This is a genomic window from Tardiphaga sp. 42S5, assembly GCF_034044155.1.
Lineage (GTDB): Bacteria > Pseudomonadota > Alphaproteobacteria > Rhizobiales > Xanthobacteraceae > Tardiphaga > Tardiphaga robiniae.
This window is the reverse complement of record NZ_CP139027.1, coordinates 5,228,297-5,243,383: the sequence shown is the minus strand read 5'-3', so window position 1 is coordinate 5,243,383 and position 15,087 is coordinate 5,228,297. Positions and strand designations below refer to the sequence as shown.

Genomic DNA, 15,087 nt, shown 5'->3' with positions numbered 1-15,087 from the left:
TGGTCTCGCCGCGAGCCCGCCAAGACGTGATCCGGCCCGGCACTGGCTGCGGCCGAAAGTGGCATATTGGCATTGGTCTCACGGGCCAATTTGCCCTATATGGGGGCTCGCGGCCGACCCCGCCTGCCGGTATTACCGGCCCTTGGCGGCCCCCGAGCCACCCTGTTCAAATCCAACGTAGCCAGTTCTGGATGACCCCTGCGAGCGAACTGCGATCCGGCAAGACCGATCGTGACGAGAATTTTCCTGTCGCGTCGTGGATTATCCATCCGCGCCACCGGGCGCTGATTCTTGCCTTCTATAATTTCGTCCGGACCGCAGACGACATTGCCGATCACGCGCTGCTCGATGCACCGGCGAAACTGGCCCTGCTCGACGAGCTGGAGGCCGACCTGCTCGGTCAGGGTGACGGCCAGGCCGAAGCGGTGATCCTGCGCGAGGCGCTCCAGATGCGCGAGATGCCCCCGCGTCATGCGCTCGACGTCCTGACAGCCTTCCGGATGGACGTGACCAAGCTGCGCTACGCCGACTGGGATGAGCTCATTCATTATTGTTCGTTCTCGGCGATGCCGGTCGGACGTTTCATGCTCGACGTGCACGGCGAAAGCAAAGCCACCTGGCCGGCGTCGGATGCGCTGTGCGCGGCCTTGCAGATCAACAATCATCTGCAGGATTGTGGCAACGACTATCGCGATCTCGATCGGGTCTACATTCCGCAGGACACGCTGGACCGGCACGGCGCCTCGGTGGACGATCTCAAGCAGGCAAAGGCGTCGCCGGCGCTGCTGGCCTGTATTCGCGAGCTGGTCGCCAAGACCGAGACCCTGATGCATGAGAGCGAGACACTGACGGTCCATATCGCCGACGTCCGGCTGGGCTGCGATGTGGCCGTCATCGAGACTTTTGCCTGGCAGATCCTGAAGATGCTGAAGTTGCGCGATCCGCTCAGCGAGAAGGTTCACCTCTCTAAGGCCAGCATGGCTGGCTACGCGCTGGCCGGCATTGCCGGCGGGCTGTGGCGCCGCGCCACCACCAGCGCGCCGATGCCTCGTTCGACGACGCCGGGCGCATGAACCAGATGACAAGCCAGGTGAATAATAGCGAATCTCAGAGCGAGGTTCAGGGCGTTGCTGCCGGCAGCTCGTTCTATGCCGCGATGCGCATTCTGCCGCGTGCCCAGCGCGATGCGATGTTCCAGATCTACAGCTTCTGCCGTCAGGTCGACGATATCGCGGATTCCGATGGTCCGCGCGACGTCAGGCTCGCCGACATGCAGCAGTGGCGCGCAGATATCGATGCGCTCTATGCAGGCAATCCGCCAGCGCGTGTGCGCGACTATGCCGGGCCAATCAAGCAATTCGGCATGCGCAAGGAGGATTTCATCGCCGTCATCGACGGCATGGAGATGGATATCCCCGCAGATATTCGCGCGCCCGATGACGCAACGCTCGATCTGTATTGCGATCGTGTTGCCAGTGCCGTCGGCCGCCTGTCGGTGAAGGTGTTCGGCATGCCGGACGAAGATGGCATTCTGCTTGCGCATCATCTCGGCCGTGCGCTGCAGATCACCAATATCCTGCGCGATATCGACGAAGACGCCGGTATCGGTCGTCTCTATCTGCCGCGTGAGCTGCTCTATCACGCCGGCATCACGTCGAGCGATCCCGACGTGGTGCGCGCCAGCCCGGCATTGCCGAAGGTCTGTGCGCCGCTGGTGAAGCGGGCGCAGGCGCATTTCGAAAAGTCCGACGAGATCATGGCGCGCAACAAGCGCCGCGTGGTGCGCGCGCCGCGGATCATGTCGAAATATTATCACGCCATCCTGGAATTGCTGGTGGCGCGCGGCTTTGCTTTGCCGCGCGACCCCGTTCGTCTCGGCAAGGCCTCCAAGATAGCGATCCTGCTGCGATACGCGATCATCTGATGCAAAAGACCGCTCATATCATTGGTGCCGGCGTTTCCGGCCTGTCGGCCGCCGTGCGTCTCGTCAATGCCGGCTTCAAGGTCCACGTCCATGAGGCGACGCAGCAGGCCGGCGGCCGCTGCCGGTCGTATTTCGACGCGCAGACACAGCTCCAGATCGACAACGGCAACCATCTGGTTCTGTCGGGCAATAGCCATGTCGTCGCTTATGCAAAGTCGATCGGCACCGAAGCCGGGCTCGTTGGTCCGCAGCGGGCACAATTCGCATTTGCCGATGCCAAGACTGGCAAGCGCTGGCAGCTCGATCTCGGCGATGGCAAGATCCCGACCTGGCTGTTCGACAAGACGCGCCGCGTCCCGGACACATCAGTCGCCGATTATCTCGCGCTGTCGCCGTTGATCTGGTCATCGAATAGTCGCCTGGTCGGCGATGCCATTCGCTGTGAAGGCGTCCTCTACGATCGTCTGGTGCAGCCACTGTTGCTGGCCGCGCTCAATGTCGATCCGCCGGAAGGGTCGGCTGGTCTGGCCGGCGCCATCGTGCGCGAAACGCTGCTGGCAGGCGGCCAGGCGTGCCGCCCGCTGATCGCGCGCGCTGGTCTTAGCGATGTTCTGGTCGAGCCTGCGATCGAATTGCTGCGTGCCAAGGGCGCCGGCGTTCATTTTGGCCATGAGCTGCGCGGTTACACCATGAGTGGTGATCGCGTCACCGAGCTGAAGTTTGGCGCTGATGACGTCATCACGCTTAGCGCGGACGATGTCGTCGTGATGGCTGTTCCGCCATGGGCCGCGAAGTCGCTATTGCCTGGTGTGAAGACGCCGACCGAATTCCGCGCGATCGTGAATGCGCATTTCAATTATGTTCCGCCAGCAGGCCACGCGCCGCTGATTGGCGTTGTCGGCGGTGTGGTGGAATGGCTGTTTGCTTTCCACAATCGCCTGTCGATCACGATCAGCAATGGCGACCGTTTCGTGAACACACCGCGCGAACAGTTTGCGCAACAGATCTGGGACGAGATCTGCAAGATTTCGAATATCCAGGCGCCGCTGCCCGCCTGGCAGATCGTGCGCGAGCGCCGTGCTACTTTTGCGGCTACGCCTGCCCAAGATGCCCTGCGTCCGGGCACGCGCACCGATTTCAAGAACCTGTTTCTTGCAGGCGATTGGACCGATACCGGTCTGCCGGCGACTATTGAGGGATCGGTGCGGTCGGGTGACCGCGCGGCGGATCTCGTTCTGGCGATGCGCTGACCGTTGCGCAGCCAGACGATCATTCACGACGAGTACGGAGATATGGCGAGCGAGATGCATTCGGTCAGTCCAGAGATCACAATTCAGAACGCGGCGCTCGAGACGAGCATCGCTTCGGCGAAGCAGGGCCTGCTGAAGTTCCGGCAGCCTGACGGCCATTGGGTATTTGAGCTCGAAGCCGACGGCACGATCCCGTCAGAATACGTGTTGTTGCGGCACTACCTCGGCGAGTCCGTCGATGCCGAGCTTGAAGGCAAGATCGCCAACTATCTTCGCCGCACCCAGGGCAAGCATGGCGGCTGGGCGCTGGTGCAGGACGGAGACTTCGATATGAGCGCCAGCGTGAAAGTGTATTTCGCGCTGAAGATGATCGGCGATTCGACCGACGCGCCGCATATGGTCCGCGCCCGCGAAGCGATCCGCTCGCGCGGCGGCGCTGTCAACGTCAACGTCTTCACGCGCTTCCTGCTGGCGATGTTCGGCATTCTCTCCTGGCGCGCGACTCCGGTGCTGCCAGTCGAGATCATGCTGCTGCCGATGTGGTTTCCGTTCCACCTCAACAAGATGTCCTATTGGGCGCGCACCACGATCGTGCCGCTCATGGTGCTCGCAGCGCTGAAGCCGCGCGCGCAGAACAAGAAGGGCGTCGGCATCGACGAGCTGTTCCTGGAAGATCCGTCCAAGGTCGGAGGCATTAAACGCGCGCCGCATCAGAGTCGCGCGATGTTCGCCTTCTTCACCGGCATCGACATTCTGCTCCGCGCCGCCGAACCGTATTTCCCAAAGAAACTCCGCGCCCATTCGATCGCGAAAGCCGTCGAGTTTTGCGAGGAGCGCCTGAACGGCGAAGACGGTCTCGGCGCGATCTATCCGCCGATGGCCAATATGGTCATGATGTATGAAGTGCTCGGCTTCCCCGCCGACTATCCGCCCCGCGCCATCCAGCGGCGCGGTATCGACAAGCTTCTGATTGTCGGTGAGGTCGAAGCCTATTGCCAGCCTTGCGTATCGCCAGTGTGGGACACCGCGCTGACCGCGCATGCGATGCTGGAGACCGGCGGCGATGAAGCGTTCGGTCCGGCGAAAGAAGGGCTCGACTGGCTGGCGACGAAGCAGGTGCTCGACGTGAAGGGCGACTGGGCGGTGAAGCGGCCGGACCTGCGTCCGGGCGGCTGGGCGTTCCAGTACAACAACGCCTATTACCCGGATCTCGACGATACGGCCGTGGTGATGATGGCGATGGACCGCGCGCGCCGTCAGACTGGTGGCAAGGAATACGACGTTGCGCTCGATCGCGGTCGGGAGTGGATCCTGGGCATGCAGAGCAGCGACGGCGGTTTCGCGGCGTTCGAGGTCGATAACCTCGAATACTACCTCAACAACATCCCGTTCTCGGACCATGGCGCACTGCTCGATCCGCCGACCGAGGACGTCACCGCGCGCTGTGTCTCGATGCTGGCGCAGCTTGGCGACACGGTCGAGACCTCGAAGCCGCTGGCAGACGGTGTGGAATATCTGCGCCGTACCCAGCTCGCGGAGGGCTCCTGGTATGGCCGCTGGGGCCTGAACTACATCTACGGCACCTGGTCGGTGCTGTGTGCGCTGAATGCTGTTGGCATCGATCACCAGGATCCAGCGTTCCGCAAGGCGGTGGCCTGGCTGCTGTCGATCCAGAACGAGGACGGCGGCTGGGGCGAGGATGCGGTCAGCTATCGGCTCGACTACAAGGGATTCGAGGCGGCCCCGAGCACGTCGTCGCAAACGGCATGGGCTTTGCTTGCGCTTATGGCGGCAGGCGAGGTCGATAATCCGGCTGTCGCCCGTGGAACGCGGTACCTGATGGACACACAGACGGAAAAAGGACTCTGGGACGAGGCCCGTTACACGGCTACCGGCTTCCCCCGCGTGTTTTATCTGCGTTATCATGGCTACTCGAAATTCTTCCCGCTCTGGGCGTTGGCGCGGTTCCGGAATTTGAAGAGCACCAACAGCAAGACCGTAGGGGTTGGGATGTGATTTTGGGCGATGGGGGCATTTCGACCGCGGGCGATACAACCGACCCGCGGCCGGTATTGATCGTCACGGGGCTGGTCCAGGAAGCGAAGATCGCTGCCGGGCCGGGAATGACTGTTATTTGCAGTTCAAGTGACCCTGTCCAGCTCCGCAGCCTGCTGGCTGACTTCGACCCCGCCACCATCCGCGGCGTCATCAGCTTCGGCGTCGCCGGCGGCCTCGATCCCGATCTCAAATCAGGCGCTGTCGTTGTGGCCACGGAAGTGGTGGCCGGCAACAGCCGTTGGTCAGCGTCTGAGATCCTTAGCGACGAACTGATCGCCGGTGCCGGCGTCGGCCGCCAGAAGGTGTTTCGTGGCGGTCTGGTTGGTGTCGAGAAGGTCGTGACGGGGCAGGCCGGCAAGGCCGCGCTGCGCTCGGAATTCGGCGCCGCTGCCGTCGATATGGAAAGCCACATCGCTGCGGAATTTGCCGCCATGGCCGGACTGCCGTTCGCCGCACTGCGCGTCGTCAGCGATCCCGCCCATCGCGCCCTGCCGGAAATCGCCACCACTGCGATCAAACCCAATGGTGATGTCGATCTGCGCAAGGTGCTGCGCGGCATCGCCCGCAATCCGCTGGTGATTCGGGCGCTGGTTTCGACCGGGCGCGACTTCAATCGCGCGCTACGCAGCCTGCGCGACTGCCGCAGCTATCTGCTGGGTCACACCAACCTCGTTTCCGCGGACGTCTGAGCGCTGCTCTGGCGGTGTTTGCCGGGCGTCTCGCGAATTCAATCCTTCAAAGAAAAAGGGCGCGATCTGCATCGTGCCCTTTTTGATATCCGATCTGAAATCGCTCAGGCGGCGGTCGAAGCTTTCTGGGCCTTTTCCTCTGCCTTGGCGGCAGCGGCGACAGCTTCTTCCTTGCGGATGTCCGACAGGCGCTTCTGCACTTCCGACGAGAACACGTACTGTGCCGGACGCTGCTTGGTGAGGTCGATTTCCGGCGCCATCGGGCCCGAGGTCTTGACGCCGCGCATCGCCACCCACATGGCCTTGAACGGGTTGCTGATGGCTGCGTCCGCGGCGGTCGGCTCGTAGCCGCAATGGGCCATACAGTCGGCGCACTTCTCGTACTTGCCGGTGCCGTAGGTGTCCCAATCGGTGGTGTCCATCAATTCCTTGAAGGTCTTGGTGTAGCCTTCACCGAGCAGGTAGCAGGGCTTCTGCCAGCCGAAGATGTTGCGCGCGGGCATGCCCCACGGCTTGCACTCGTATTCCTGGTTGCCGGCGAGGAAGTCCAGGAACAGGCCGGAATGCATGATGTTCCACTTCTTGCCCTTGCCGAGCGCAAAGACGTCGCGGAACAGTTTCTTGGTCTTAGTGCGGTTCAGGAAGTGCTCCTGATCCGGTGCACGCTCATAAGCGTAGCCCGGCGACATCGAGACGCCGACGCCGAGCTCCACGGTGTAGTCGAGGAACTTGGCAATGTCCTCGGCCGCGTGGCCGTCGAAGATGGTCGCGTTGACGTTGACGGCGAAGCCCTTGGCCTTGGCGGCCTTGATCGCGGAGACGGCGCGGTCGAACACGCCTTCCTGCGACACGGCCTTGTCGTGATGATCCTTGAGGCCGTCGAGATGTACCGAGAAGAACAGGTAGGGCGATGGCGTGAACAGGTCGAGCTTCTTCTCAAGCAGCAGCGCGTTGGTGCAGAGCGAGACGAACTTCTTGCGCTCGACCAGGCCCCGCACGATCTCGCCGATTTCCTTGTGGATCAGCGGCTCGCCGCCCGGGATCGCAACCATCGGCGCGCCGCACTCGTCCGCAGCATCCCAACATTCCTGCGCCGACATGCGGCGGTTGAGGATAGCGTTCGGATAGTCGATCTTGCCACAGCCGACACAGGCCAGGTTGCAGCGGAAAAGTGGCTCCAGCATCAGCACCAGCGGATAGCGCTTCTGGCCAGTCAGCTTCTTCTTCAACAGATAGGAGCCGATCTTCATTTCTTTAAAAAACGGAATGGCCATTTCGAATTTTCTCTCTGCGCATCACATCGTGACGAAGGTGGATCGAACCGCGGTCAGTTCGGCGGGTAGCTTGAATTCGATATTCTCTTCACGTCCGGGCAACACCGACACCGCAACCGGTCCGATCCGCCGTAAGGTCTCGATCACGTCATCTACAAGCACTTCTGGCGCGGATGCGCCAGCCGTGATGCCTACGGCACGCGCATCCTTCAACCAGGCGGGGTTGAGTTCGCTGCCATCGGCAATGAGGTAACTTGCGACACCGACTTCGGTGCCGATTTCGCGCAACCGGTTCGAGTTGGAACTGTTGGTCGCCCCGACGACCAGGATGACGTCTACAAGTTTACTGAGGTCTCTTACCGCAGATTGGCGGTTTTGTGTTGCATAGCAGATATCGCGGGTATCGGGGCCCTCAATGTCACTGAAACGCTGTTCCAGGGCTAAAATGATGTCCTTGGTGTCATCCACGCTGAGGGTCGTCTGGGTGATATAGGCGACCGGTTCCTGCGGTGGCAGTGTCAGTGCCTTGACGTCCTCAACGCTCTGAACAAGGTAAACCGGGCCGGGTACCTGTCCCATGGTACCGTCGACCTCCGGATGGCCTGCGTGGCCGATCAGGATGACCTTACGGCCTTTGGACATGTACCGCTTGCCCTGGTTGTGGACCTTGGTGACAAGCGGGCAAGTTGCATCCAAAACAGGCAGGCCACGGCTGGCCGCTTCTTCCTCGACGCTCCGGGCGACGCCGTGGGCGCTGAAGACGGTCATGGCATTCGGAGGTACTTCGGAGAGTTCCTCGACGAAAATGGCGCCCTTGGCCTTCAGACTCTCGACCACGTATTTGTTATGGACGATCTCATGGCGGACATAGACCGGCGCCCCGTAGCGCTTGAGAGCACGCTCCACGATCTCGATGGCACGCACGACGCCCGCGCAGAAGCCGCGCGGCTGAGCCAGAAAGATTTCAAGGGGACGACGATCAAGCACGTGGTACAAAGTCCATAATCGATTCCGGTATAATCCTTAATTCTGTACCACAATCAGGCACATATCCAGCCCAGCTGGATATTTGAGCCGTTCTGTGTGACAAAAATCACTCAGTATGCAATCACGAACCGAAAACGTGGTTTGCGACAACTGGCCGGCTTGCGGTAATATCTTGCGGTTGCGCCCAAGAACCTGAAAACTCTCACTTGTTCGTCACTTTACGGCGCGACGAGGCGTCGCTAACACGGCCGTTGCTACGGTGATCAGCACGTTTTATGCCATCCCATCACATTGCTGAAAGCAAAGCGCATCCAATGCGAAAGTAATGGTTTGCGGAACCCTCCCTCGTGAACCGCATTCTTTGCGTGCCTCGCCCAAATAGAAAGAAAAAGCGTGCTGACAAGAGTTGTCGTCTCGGTCGTGAACTTCTGCACCCGGTTTGCCCTGCCGGTGGTGCTCGTTTGTGTGCTTCTTTCGATTGGCGCGAGCTATTACACGGCGAAGAATTTCTCGATCAATACAGACATCAACAAGCTGATCTCGCCCAATCTCGATTGGCGTCAGCGCGACATTGCCTTCGATAAGGCCTTCGACCAGGAGCGCCTGATTATCGCGGTGGTTGAGGCGCCCACGCCTGAATTCGCCAATGCCGCAGCCAATGCGATGGAAGCGAAGCTGGTCACCAACAAGACGGATTTCGACTCGGTTCGCCGATTGGATGGCGGAGCGTTCTTCGAGAAAAACGGCTTGCTGTTCCTGCCGACCAAGGAAGTTGCGCAACTGACGGGCCAGTTCCAGCAAGCTGCTCCCCTGATTGAAATCATGGCCGGCGATCCCAGTCTGCGCGGTCTCACCGGCGCGCTGGAGACCGGCCTTACCGGCATTCGCCGTGGGCAGCTTCAGCTTGACGCTGCAGCGCCGACCTTCAACGCCGTCTCGCAGACCATCGAGGACGTGCTGAAAAACGGCAAGGGCACCTTCTCATGGCGCGGGCTGGTCAGCGACAAGCCTCTGACGGATGGCGACAAGCGTGGCTTCATCGAAATCAAGCCTATCCTCGACTTCAACGCGCTTGAGCCCGGCAAGACCGCGACAGATGCGATCCGGCAGGCTGCCATCGACCTGAACATCGCTGGCGAATACGGCGCACGCGTGCGGTTGACCGGCCCGGTCCCCATCGCAAACGAGGAATTCTCCACCGTGCAGGATGGAGCCATCGTCAACGGGATCGGTACGGTTTTGATCGTGCTGGTCATCCTCTGGATGGCGCTGCACTCGGCCAAGATCATCGGTGCCGTGTTCGCAACGCTATTCGTGGGCCTCGCCACAACCACCGCCGTCGGTCTCATGATGGTGGGTTCGCTGAACCTGCTGTCGATTGCATTTGCCGTGTTGTTCGTCGGCTTGGGTGTCGATTTCGGCATCCAGTTCAGCGTGCGTTACCGCTCCGAGCGTTACAAGAACGACAATCTGCCGCTCGCTTTGACGAAGGCGGCCGAATATTGCGCCGTGCCGCTGTCGCTCGCCGCTTTCGCAACGGCTGCCGGCTTTCTGTCGTTCCTGCCGACCGATTACAAAGGCGTGTCCGAACTCGGCAAGATCGCCGGCGCCGGCATGATGATCGCGTTCCTGACCAGCATCACCGTTCTGCCGGCATTGCTCGACCTCTTGAATCCCGCGGGCGAAAAGGAGCCCGTCGGTTATGCGTTCCTGGCACCTGTCGACCGTTTCCTGGAAGAGAAGCGCTTCTGGATTATCGGCATCACACTGGCGCTCACGATCGCCGGTCTGCCATTGCTCTACTTCCTGAAGTTCGACTTCAATCCGATCAACCTGCGCAATCCGAACGTCGAGTCGATCGCGACCTTCCTCGATCTGCGCAAGGATCCGAACACCGGCGCCAATGCGGTCAACATCATGGCGCCGAACGAGGCCGCTGCGAAACAGGTCGAAGAACGTCTCTCCAAGGTCCCGGAAGTTGCTCGTACGATTTCGCTCGGCAGCTTCGTTCCTGAGGATCAGCCCGCCAAGCTGAAGGCGATTCAGGAAGGCGCGAAAATTCTCGAGCCGGCTTTGAATCCCGAGTCGATCGACAAGGCGCCGACCGATGCGGAAAACGTCACTTCTCTGAAGGACTCGGCGGCGAGCCTGCGCAAACTTGCGGGAACGCAGACCAGTCCCGGCGCCGTCGCCGCGAAGCGTCTGGCGGACGCGTTGGCCAAGACCGCCGATGCAAGCCAGCCTGTTCGCGATCAGGTGCAGGCGACCTTTGTGGTGCCGCTCAAGCTCGCGTTGGGGCAGTTGCGTAATCTGATGCAAGCGAGCCCGATCAGTTTGCAGACCTTGCCAGCCGAATTGGTGAATTCGTGGAAGACTAAGGATGGCCAGATCCGCGTGGAGGCGCAGCCCAACGGCGATCCGAATGATAACGACACGTTGCGCAAGTTCGCTGATGCCGTGCTGAAGTCCGAGCCGCTCGCCGTCGGTGGTCCGATCTCGATCCTGAAGTCGGGCGACACCATTGTCACCGCCTTCATTCACGCGGGCATCTGGGCGCTGCTTTCGATCTCATTGTTGCTGTGGCTGGCTTTGCGGCGCATCAGCGATGTGCTGCTGACTATCGTTCCCTTGCTGGTGGCGGGAACGGTTACGCTGGAGATCTGTGTGTTGATCGGCTTGCCGCTGAACTTCGCCAACATCATCGCGCTGCCGCTACTGCTCGGCGTCGGCGTGGCGTTCAAGATCTACTATGTGACGGCCTGGCGGGCAGGCTACAAGAACTTGCTGCAGTCATCGCTGACACGCGCGATTTTCTTCAGCGCGCTGACGACTGCCACGGCGTTCGGCAGCCTGTGGCTGTCGAACCATCCGGGCACCGCGAGCATGGGTAAACTGCTCGCGATGTCCTTTGTCGTGACGCTGGCGGCCGTGCTGCTCTTCCAGCCGGCTCTTATGGGTAAGCCGCGCGAGACTAGTGAGTGACCTTGTTGATTTCGGGCAGCAGGCAGATATCGCCGATATCGGCCGGCTGTCCCGGCACCGGCGCTGCAGCAGTTTTCTGACCGGCAGGAGCGGCGGCCTTGGGGGCGCCGGCAGCGGGAGCCGGTGCAGCCTTGGGTGCAGCAGCAGCTGTCGGAGTAGCCGCTGGGGCCATCTTGCCGCCGGTGGCGGTGCCTGCCTTGGGCAGGGCGCCCTTGGCGGTGAGGTTCGAGGGGCTCGATGGAATCGACGGGCCTACGCGCGTCCAGGTCTGACCGCCGCACAGGAAACCAAGGACGCATCCTTCGATTTCAAGTTCGTCAGCAGTATCACCGAGCTTGATCGTCGATTTATAGAATTTTCCGTCCTTGGCATTGTAGACCTGACCCGCCCATTTGTCGTTTGCGGCATTCTTTTTCATGTCCAGCAATGTCACGATGCCCAGAGTGGGGCGCGCCTTCTTGGTGGCATCGGGATTGTTCTTGTCGATCCCGCCCGGGGTCTTTTCCCAGGCTACGGCCCCCCACATGCTGCCACCGCATTCGGCAACACGAATATGCGCGACACCGTCCTCGACCTTCCAATCGCCGGTCGGATCAGCTGCAAATGCGGGAGCCAGCCCTGCCGAAAACAAGCCTGCCGAAAAAAGGATTCCGCAATATGTAAGAGTACGCGTAGTAATGCGTGGGCGCTGCAACATGTTTAGACCTATGCTTAAGTAGCGGTTCTCGGCGAAGTCAAATCGCCGCATTTACGGTTTTCAGTTGACGAAGCGACCATCAACCGACGTATGTAACTCATGGTATATCCGAATCTAGACGTTTCCGAGATGTTTGTTGAACGGGAGGCGCAGCGTAGCTCGATGCATACGCGCCATCTTAATGAACAGCTCGTTCGAGTCCTCAAGACCATCGGATATGACGTTGGCTTTCAGCGAGGCATCGGCCAGTATTTGTTCGACCGGGACGGCGCCCGTTATCTCGATCTACTGAGCGGATTTGGCGTTTTTGCGATTGGCCGGAACCATCCGGTGATGCGGAATGCGCTCAAAAGCGTGCTCGACGCCGACATGCCCAATTTGGTGCAAATGGATGTTTCCACACTCGCAGGTATCCTCTCAGAGAAGCTGCTGGAAAACGTCCCCTATATGGACAAGGTGTTTTTCGCGAACTCGGGCGCGGAAACCGTCGAGGCGGCGATCAAATTTGCTCGCAATGCGACCGGCCGCGATGGGATCGTATATTGCGATCACGCCTATCACGGACTGACCTATGGCGCGCTGTCGCTGACCGACGACACCAATTTCCGCACCGGCTTCGGCCCGCTGCTCTCGGGCTGCACCACGGTGCCATTCAACGACCTCGAAGCGCTGGAGAAGGCGCTGTCGTCCAAGCAGGTTGCCGGCTTCATCGTCGAACCGATCCAGGGCAAAGGCGTCAACCTGCCCACCGACGAATTCCTGTCGGGCGCCGCTGCGCTGTGCCGCAAATACGGCACGCTGTTCATCGCCGATGAAATCCAGACCGGCCTCGGACGCACCGGAAAATTTCTGGCGATCGAGCACTGGAATGTCGAGCCCGACATGATCCTTCTCGCAAAAGCCTTGTCGGGAGGTCATGTTCCTGTTGGCGCGCTGCTGACGCGAAAAAGCATCTTCGACAAGATCTTCAACCGGATGGATCGCTCGCTGGTCCATGGTTCGACCTTCGGCAAGAACGATCTGGCGATGGCCGCCGGCATTGCCACGCTGGAGATCATGAAGCACGAGAAGCTGGTCGAGAACGCGGCCAAGCGTGGTGCCGAATTGCGGCTCGCTCTGCAGAACATGATTCCCGAATTCGAGCTTCTGAAGGAAGTGCGCGGTAAGGGCCTGATGATCGGTGTCGAATTCGGCCCGCCGAAGTCGCTGCGCCTCAAGGCATCATGGAACATCCTGGAGTCGGCCAGCAAAGGCCTGTTCTGCCAGTTGATCACCGTACCACTGTTCAAGGAGCAGAAGATCCTGACTCAGGTCTCCGGCCACGGCAGTCACACGATCAAGCTACTGCCGCCGCTGGTGGTCACCGAGGACGACGGAAAGTGGATCGAGAACTCGTTCCGTACCGTGATCGCCGATAGCCATAAGGTTCCTGGTGCGATCTGGTCGCTCGGCAAGACGCTGGTCGACAACGCCGTGCGGAAGTCAGCCTAGGTTTCAGCTCGCTCCCGTTGCAAGTTCGACCTTGCTGCCGAAATCAGCAAGTTCATCGGCATTCAAATCGCTGACCGCCCAGTAGGTCAGGCCGCGCTCGCTCCAGTGGCGAATGTTGAAGCCCTGAACGGTCTCGATCTTGGCCATCCGTGATTCTGCATTTGTCGTCTGTGCAACGAACAGATTGATCACATGGGTGCGCCGCCGGTAGACGATGGCACCGATCGCTCGTCCATTGACATAATCAAGCCGCCCGCCGATGAGCGTGAAACCCTGCGCAGTGAGATCGACAACCGGCGGCGCCACGTCAAGCCGACCATTGAACCAGGGCTTCACCGTATGCTGATCGGTGGAAAGTACATCGGTGAGATGTCCGGCCTGCAGCGCGCGCAGATGTGCCGACACCACCTCCGAAAGAATGCGCTGCTCGTCTTCATGGCGAAGCACGACCACGACGAGGCCGGTCGCAGCCACGGCGGACAACACCGATCCCATCGCGAAGCCCTTCAGCACGGCGCGACGATTTGGCGTGTGAGCCTTGGGGGGCGCTGCTTCGATGCGCCGGCGTAGCTGTGGAGGCGCCGTAAAATGCAGATCGCTGGCGGCCATTGCGGATCGCATGTCGCGATAGGCATTCAATTGAGCAGCGCAGCGTTGGCACGTGGCAATGTGCGCCTCGACCTCACGGACATGCCCGGCGTCGAGCTCGTCATCGAGCAATGCGTGAAGAAGGATCTCGGCCTCGTCGCAGGTCATTTGTGCGGCTCCTCTTCAGCCATCCATGCGATCCGGAGCATCGCGCGCGCGCGGGCGAGGCGTGACATCACGGTACCGATGGGTGCGCCGACGATGTCGGAAATCTCGCGGTAGGACAGGTTTTGCATTTCTCGCAGCACGAGGATTTCCCTGAACGGCTCGGCAAGCGTGCTCACAAGACGTTGGATCGTCGTGGCATCGCGACGTCGAAGCAATTCGGCTTCCGGTGAAGCTTGTGCCTCGTGCCAGAGCGGCGGCGCTTCCTGCGACTCTGCCTCGGCGATTTCGGCGATCGCGGTTGGTGAGTTCATGCGACGGGCGAACTCCGCATGGCAGATATTGCGCAGGATGGCGAACAGCCATGGTTTGATTGCAGGGCCACGATAGCTGTCGAAATGTTTCAGCGCGCGCAGATAGCATTCCTGGACGGCGTCTTCGGCGGCGTCGGCATCGCGCAGCAGATAGCGGGCCAGCGTATAGACGTCGTCGAGGCATGGCAGCGCGGCGTCGCGAAAACGGCGCGTCCTTTCGCCATCGTCGTCAGCTCTGTGCGCTGGCATCGACTTGTCCTTGCCGGCCGATGCCCGGCTGCCGGGTTTCCAGAGGACGGGCATCGTTGTGATGCCTTGGTTTTGGCGGTTACTCAACCTTGATCATCCCCGTCATATGCGGATGCAGCGAGCAAAAATACGCGTAGTCACCCGGTGACGTGAACGTGAAGGAATAGCTGTCGTCAGTGTCGAGCGTTTTCGACCTGAATTTTCCGGCTGAGACCACGGCGTGCGGGATGTCGTCTCGGTTCTTCCAGGTGACGGTCGTGCCGACCTTGATGGTGAGCTGCGCCGGCTCGAAGGTGAAGTTGTCGATCATCACCGCGAGGTCTTCGCAGCGCGCCGCTGTCATGCAAGCGGTCATGACGGCAAGAACGGCGACACGGATGCAGATGTTGCGTAAGGCGACGGATGTCATGTTGCGATGC

General features: G+C 60.7%; 13 protein-coding genes. 7 read left to right on the top strand and 6 right to left on the bottom strand.

What is annotated here, in order from left to right:
• Positions 1-191 precede the first annotated feature (191 nt).
• From hpnC to SFY93_RS24470, 5 genes are read left to right on the top strand one after another with little or no spacing between them, the layout of a single operon-like run.
• The gene (gene hpnC / locus SFY93_RS24490) at positions 192-1,073 is read left to right on the top strand and encodes a squalene synthase HpnC (protein ID WP_320444937.1); all 882 of its coding nucleotides are present in this window, start codon (positions 192-194) and stop codon (positions 1,071-1,073) included.
• Positions 1,070-1,924, top strand: a complete 855-nt coding sequence (gene hpnD, locus SFY93_RS24485; protein ID WP_414716967.1) for a presqualene diphosphate synthase HpnD — start codon at positions 1,070-1,072, stop codon at positions 1,922-1,924. Before hpnC ends, hpnD begins: the two co-directional genes overlap by 4 nt.
• The gene (gene hpnE, locus SFY93_RS24480; protein ID WP_184518498.1) at positions 1,924-3,174 is read left to right on the top strand and encodes a hydroxysqualene dehydroxylase HpnE; all 1,251 of its coding nucleotides are present in this window, start codon (positions 1,924-1,926) and stop codon (positions 3,172-3,174) included. The genes hpnD and hpnE overlap by 1 nt, the downstream gene beginning before the upstream one ends.
• 54 nt (positions 3,175-3,228) lie before the next feature.
• Positions 3,229-5,190: a squalene--hopene cyclase gene (gene shc, locus SFY93_RS24475; protein WP_320444936.1), complete on the top strand. Its 1,962-nt coding sequence runs from the start codon at positions 3,229-3,231 to the stop codon at positions 5,188-5,190.
• Positions 5,187-5,921, top strand: coding sequence for a phosphorylase (locus SFY93_RS24470; protein ID WP_093756529.1), 735 nt, complete (start codon positions 5,187-5,189; stop codon positions 5,919-5,921). The genes shc and SFY93_RS24470 overlap by 4 nt, the downstream gene beginning before the upstream one ends.
• A gap of 104 nt (positions 5,922-6,025) precedes the next feature.
• Here the strand turns inward: SFY93_RS24470 and hpnH are convergent, their stop codons facing one another.
• Positions 6,026-7,195 carry an adenosyl-hopene transferase HpnH gene (hpnH, locus tag SFY93_RS24465; RefSeq protein ID WP_093756528.1) on the bottom strand — a complete coding sequence of 390 codons (1,170 nt, stop codon included), beginning with the start codon at positions 7,193-7,195 and terminating at the stop codon, positions 6,026-6,028.
• Positions 7,196-7,216: 21 nt separating this feature from the next.
• Positions 7,217-8,182, bottom strand: a complete 966-nt coding sequence (gene ispH / locus SFY93_RS24460) for a 4-hydroxy-3-methylbut-2-enyl diphosphate reductase (RefSeq protein WP_320444935.1) — start codon at positions 8,180-8,182, stop codon at positions 7,217-7,219.
• A gap of 393 nt (positions 8,183-8,575) precedes the next feature.
• On the opposite strand from ispH, the gene SFY93_RS24455 reads away from it, so the two are divergent.
• Complete coding sequence (locus SFY93_RS24455; protein WP_175367946.1) at positions 8,576-11,164, top strand: hopanoid transporter HpnN; 2,589 nt, start codon at positions 8,576-8,578, stop codon at positions 11,162-11,164.
• On the opposite strand, the gene SFY93_RS24450 is transcribed toward SFY93_RS24455, so the two are convergent.
• Entirely contained in the window at positions 11,154-11,861 is a 708-nt protein-coding gene (locus tag SFY93_RS24450) for a DUF2147 domain-containing protein (RefSeq protein ID WP_320444934.1), read from the bottom strand. The genes SFY93_RS24455 and SFY93_RS24450 overlap by 11 nt on opposite strands.
• A 99-nt stretch (positions 11,862-11,960) precedes the next feature.
• On the opposite strand from SFY93_RS24450, the gene hpnO reads away from it, so the two are divergent.
• On the top strand, positions 11,961-13,352 hold the full coding sequence (hpnO, locus tag SFY93_RS24445; RefSeq protein ID WP_089265067.1) for an aminobacteriohopanetriol synthase HpnO: 1,392 nt from the start codon (positions 11,961-11,963) through the stop codon (positions 13,350-13,352).
• 3 nt (positions 13,353-13,355) lie between these two features.
• Here hpnO and SFY93_RS24440 read toward each other — a convergent pair whose 3' ends face one another.
• From SFY93_RS24440 to SFY93_RS24430, 3 genes are all read right to left on the bottom strand, one after another.
• Positions 13,356-14,108, bottom strand: a complete 753-nt coding sequence (locus tag SFY93_RS24440) for an anti-sigma factor family protein (protein WP_320444933.1) — start codon at positions 14,106-14,108, stop codon at positions 13,356-13,358.
• Positions 14,105-14,668, bottom strand: coding sequence for a sigma-70 family RNA polymerase sigma factor (locus tag SFY93_RS24435; RefSeq protein WP_320444932.1), 564 nt, complete (start codon positions 14,666-14,668; stop codon positions 14,105-14,107). Before SFY93_RS24435 ends, SFY93_RS24440 begins: the two co-directional genes overlap by 4 nt.
• A 79-nt stretch (positions 14,669-14,747) precedes the next feature.
• Entirely contained in the window at positions 14,748-15,077 is a 330-nt protein-coding gene (locus tag SFY93_RS24430; protein ID WP_089265065.1) for a cupredoxin domain-containing protein, read from the bottom strand.
• Positions 15,078-15,087 lie beyond the last annotated feature (10 nt).

Bases quoted from the DNA above. Each gene is read 5' to 3' on its own strand.
- hpnC (WP_320444937.1), top strand. From the start codon at position 192: ATGACCCCTGCGAGCGAACTGCGATCCGGCAAGACCGATCGTGACGAG.
- hpnD (WP_414716967.1), top strand. From the start codon at position 1,070: ATGAACCAGATGACAAGCCAGGTGAATAATAGCGAATCTCAGAGCGAG.
- hpnE (WP_184518498.1), top strand. From the start codon at position 1,924: ATGCAAAAGACCGCTCATATCATTGGTGCCGGCGTTTCCGGCCTGTCG.
- shc (WP_320444936.1), top strand. From the start codon at position 3,229: ATGCATTCGGTCAGTCCAGAGATCACAATTCAGAACGCGGCGCTCGAG.
- hpnH (WP_093756528.1), bottom strand. From the start codon at position 7,195: ATGGCCATTCCGTTTTTTAAAGAAATGAAGATCGGCTCCTATCTGTTG.
- SFY93_RS24450 (WP_320444934.1), bottom strand. From the start codon at position 11,861: ATGTTGCAGCGCCCACGCATTACTACGCGTACTCTTACATATTGCGGA.
- hpnO (WP_089265067.1), top strand. From the start codon at position 11,961: ATGGTATATCCGAATCTAGACGTTTCCGAGATGTTTGTTGAACGGGAG.
- SFY93_RS24440 (WP_320444933.1), bottom strand. From the start codon at position 14,108: ATGACCTGCGACGAGGCCGAGATCCTTCTTCACGCATTGCTCGATGAC.
- SFY93_RS24435 (WP_320444932.1), bottom strand. From the start codon at position 14,668: ATGCCAGCGCACAGAGCTGACGACGATGGCGAAAGGACGCGCCGTTTT.
- SFY93_RS24430 (WP_089265065.1), bottom strand. From the start codon at position 15,077: ATGACATCCGTCGCCTTACGCAACATCTGCATCCGTGTCGCCGTTCTT.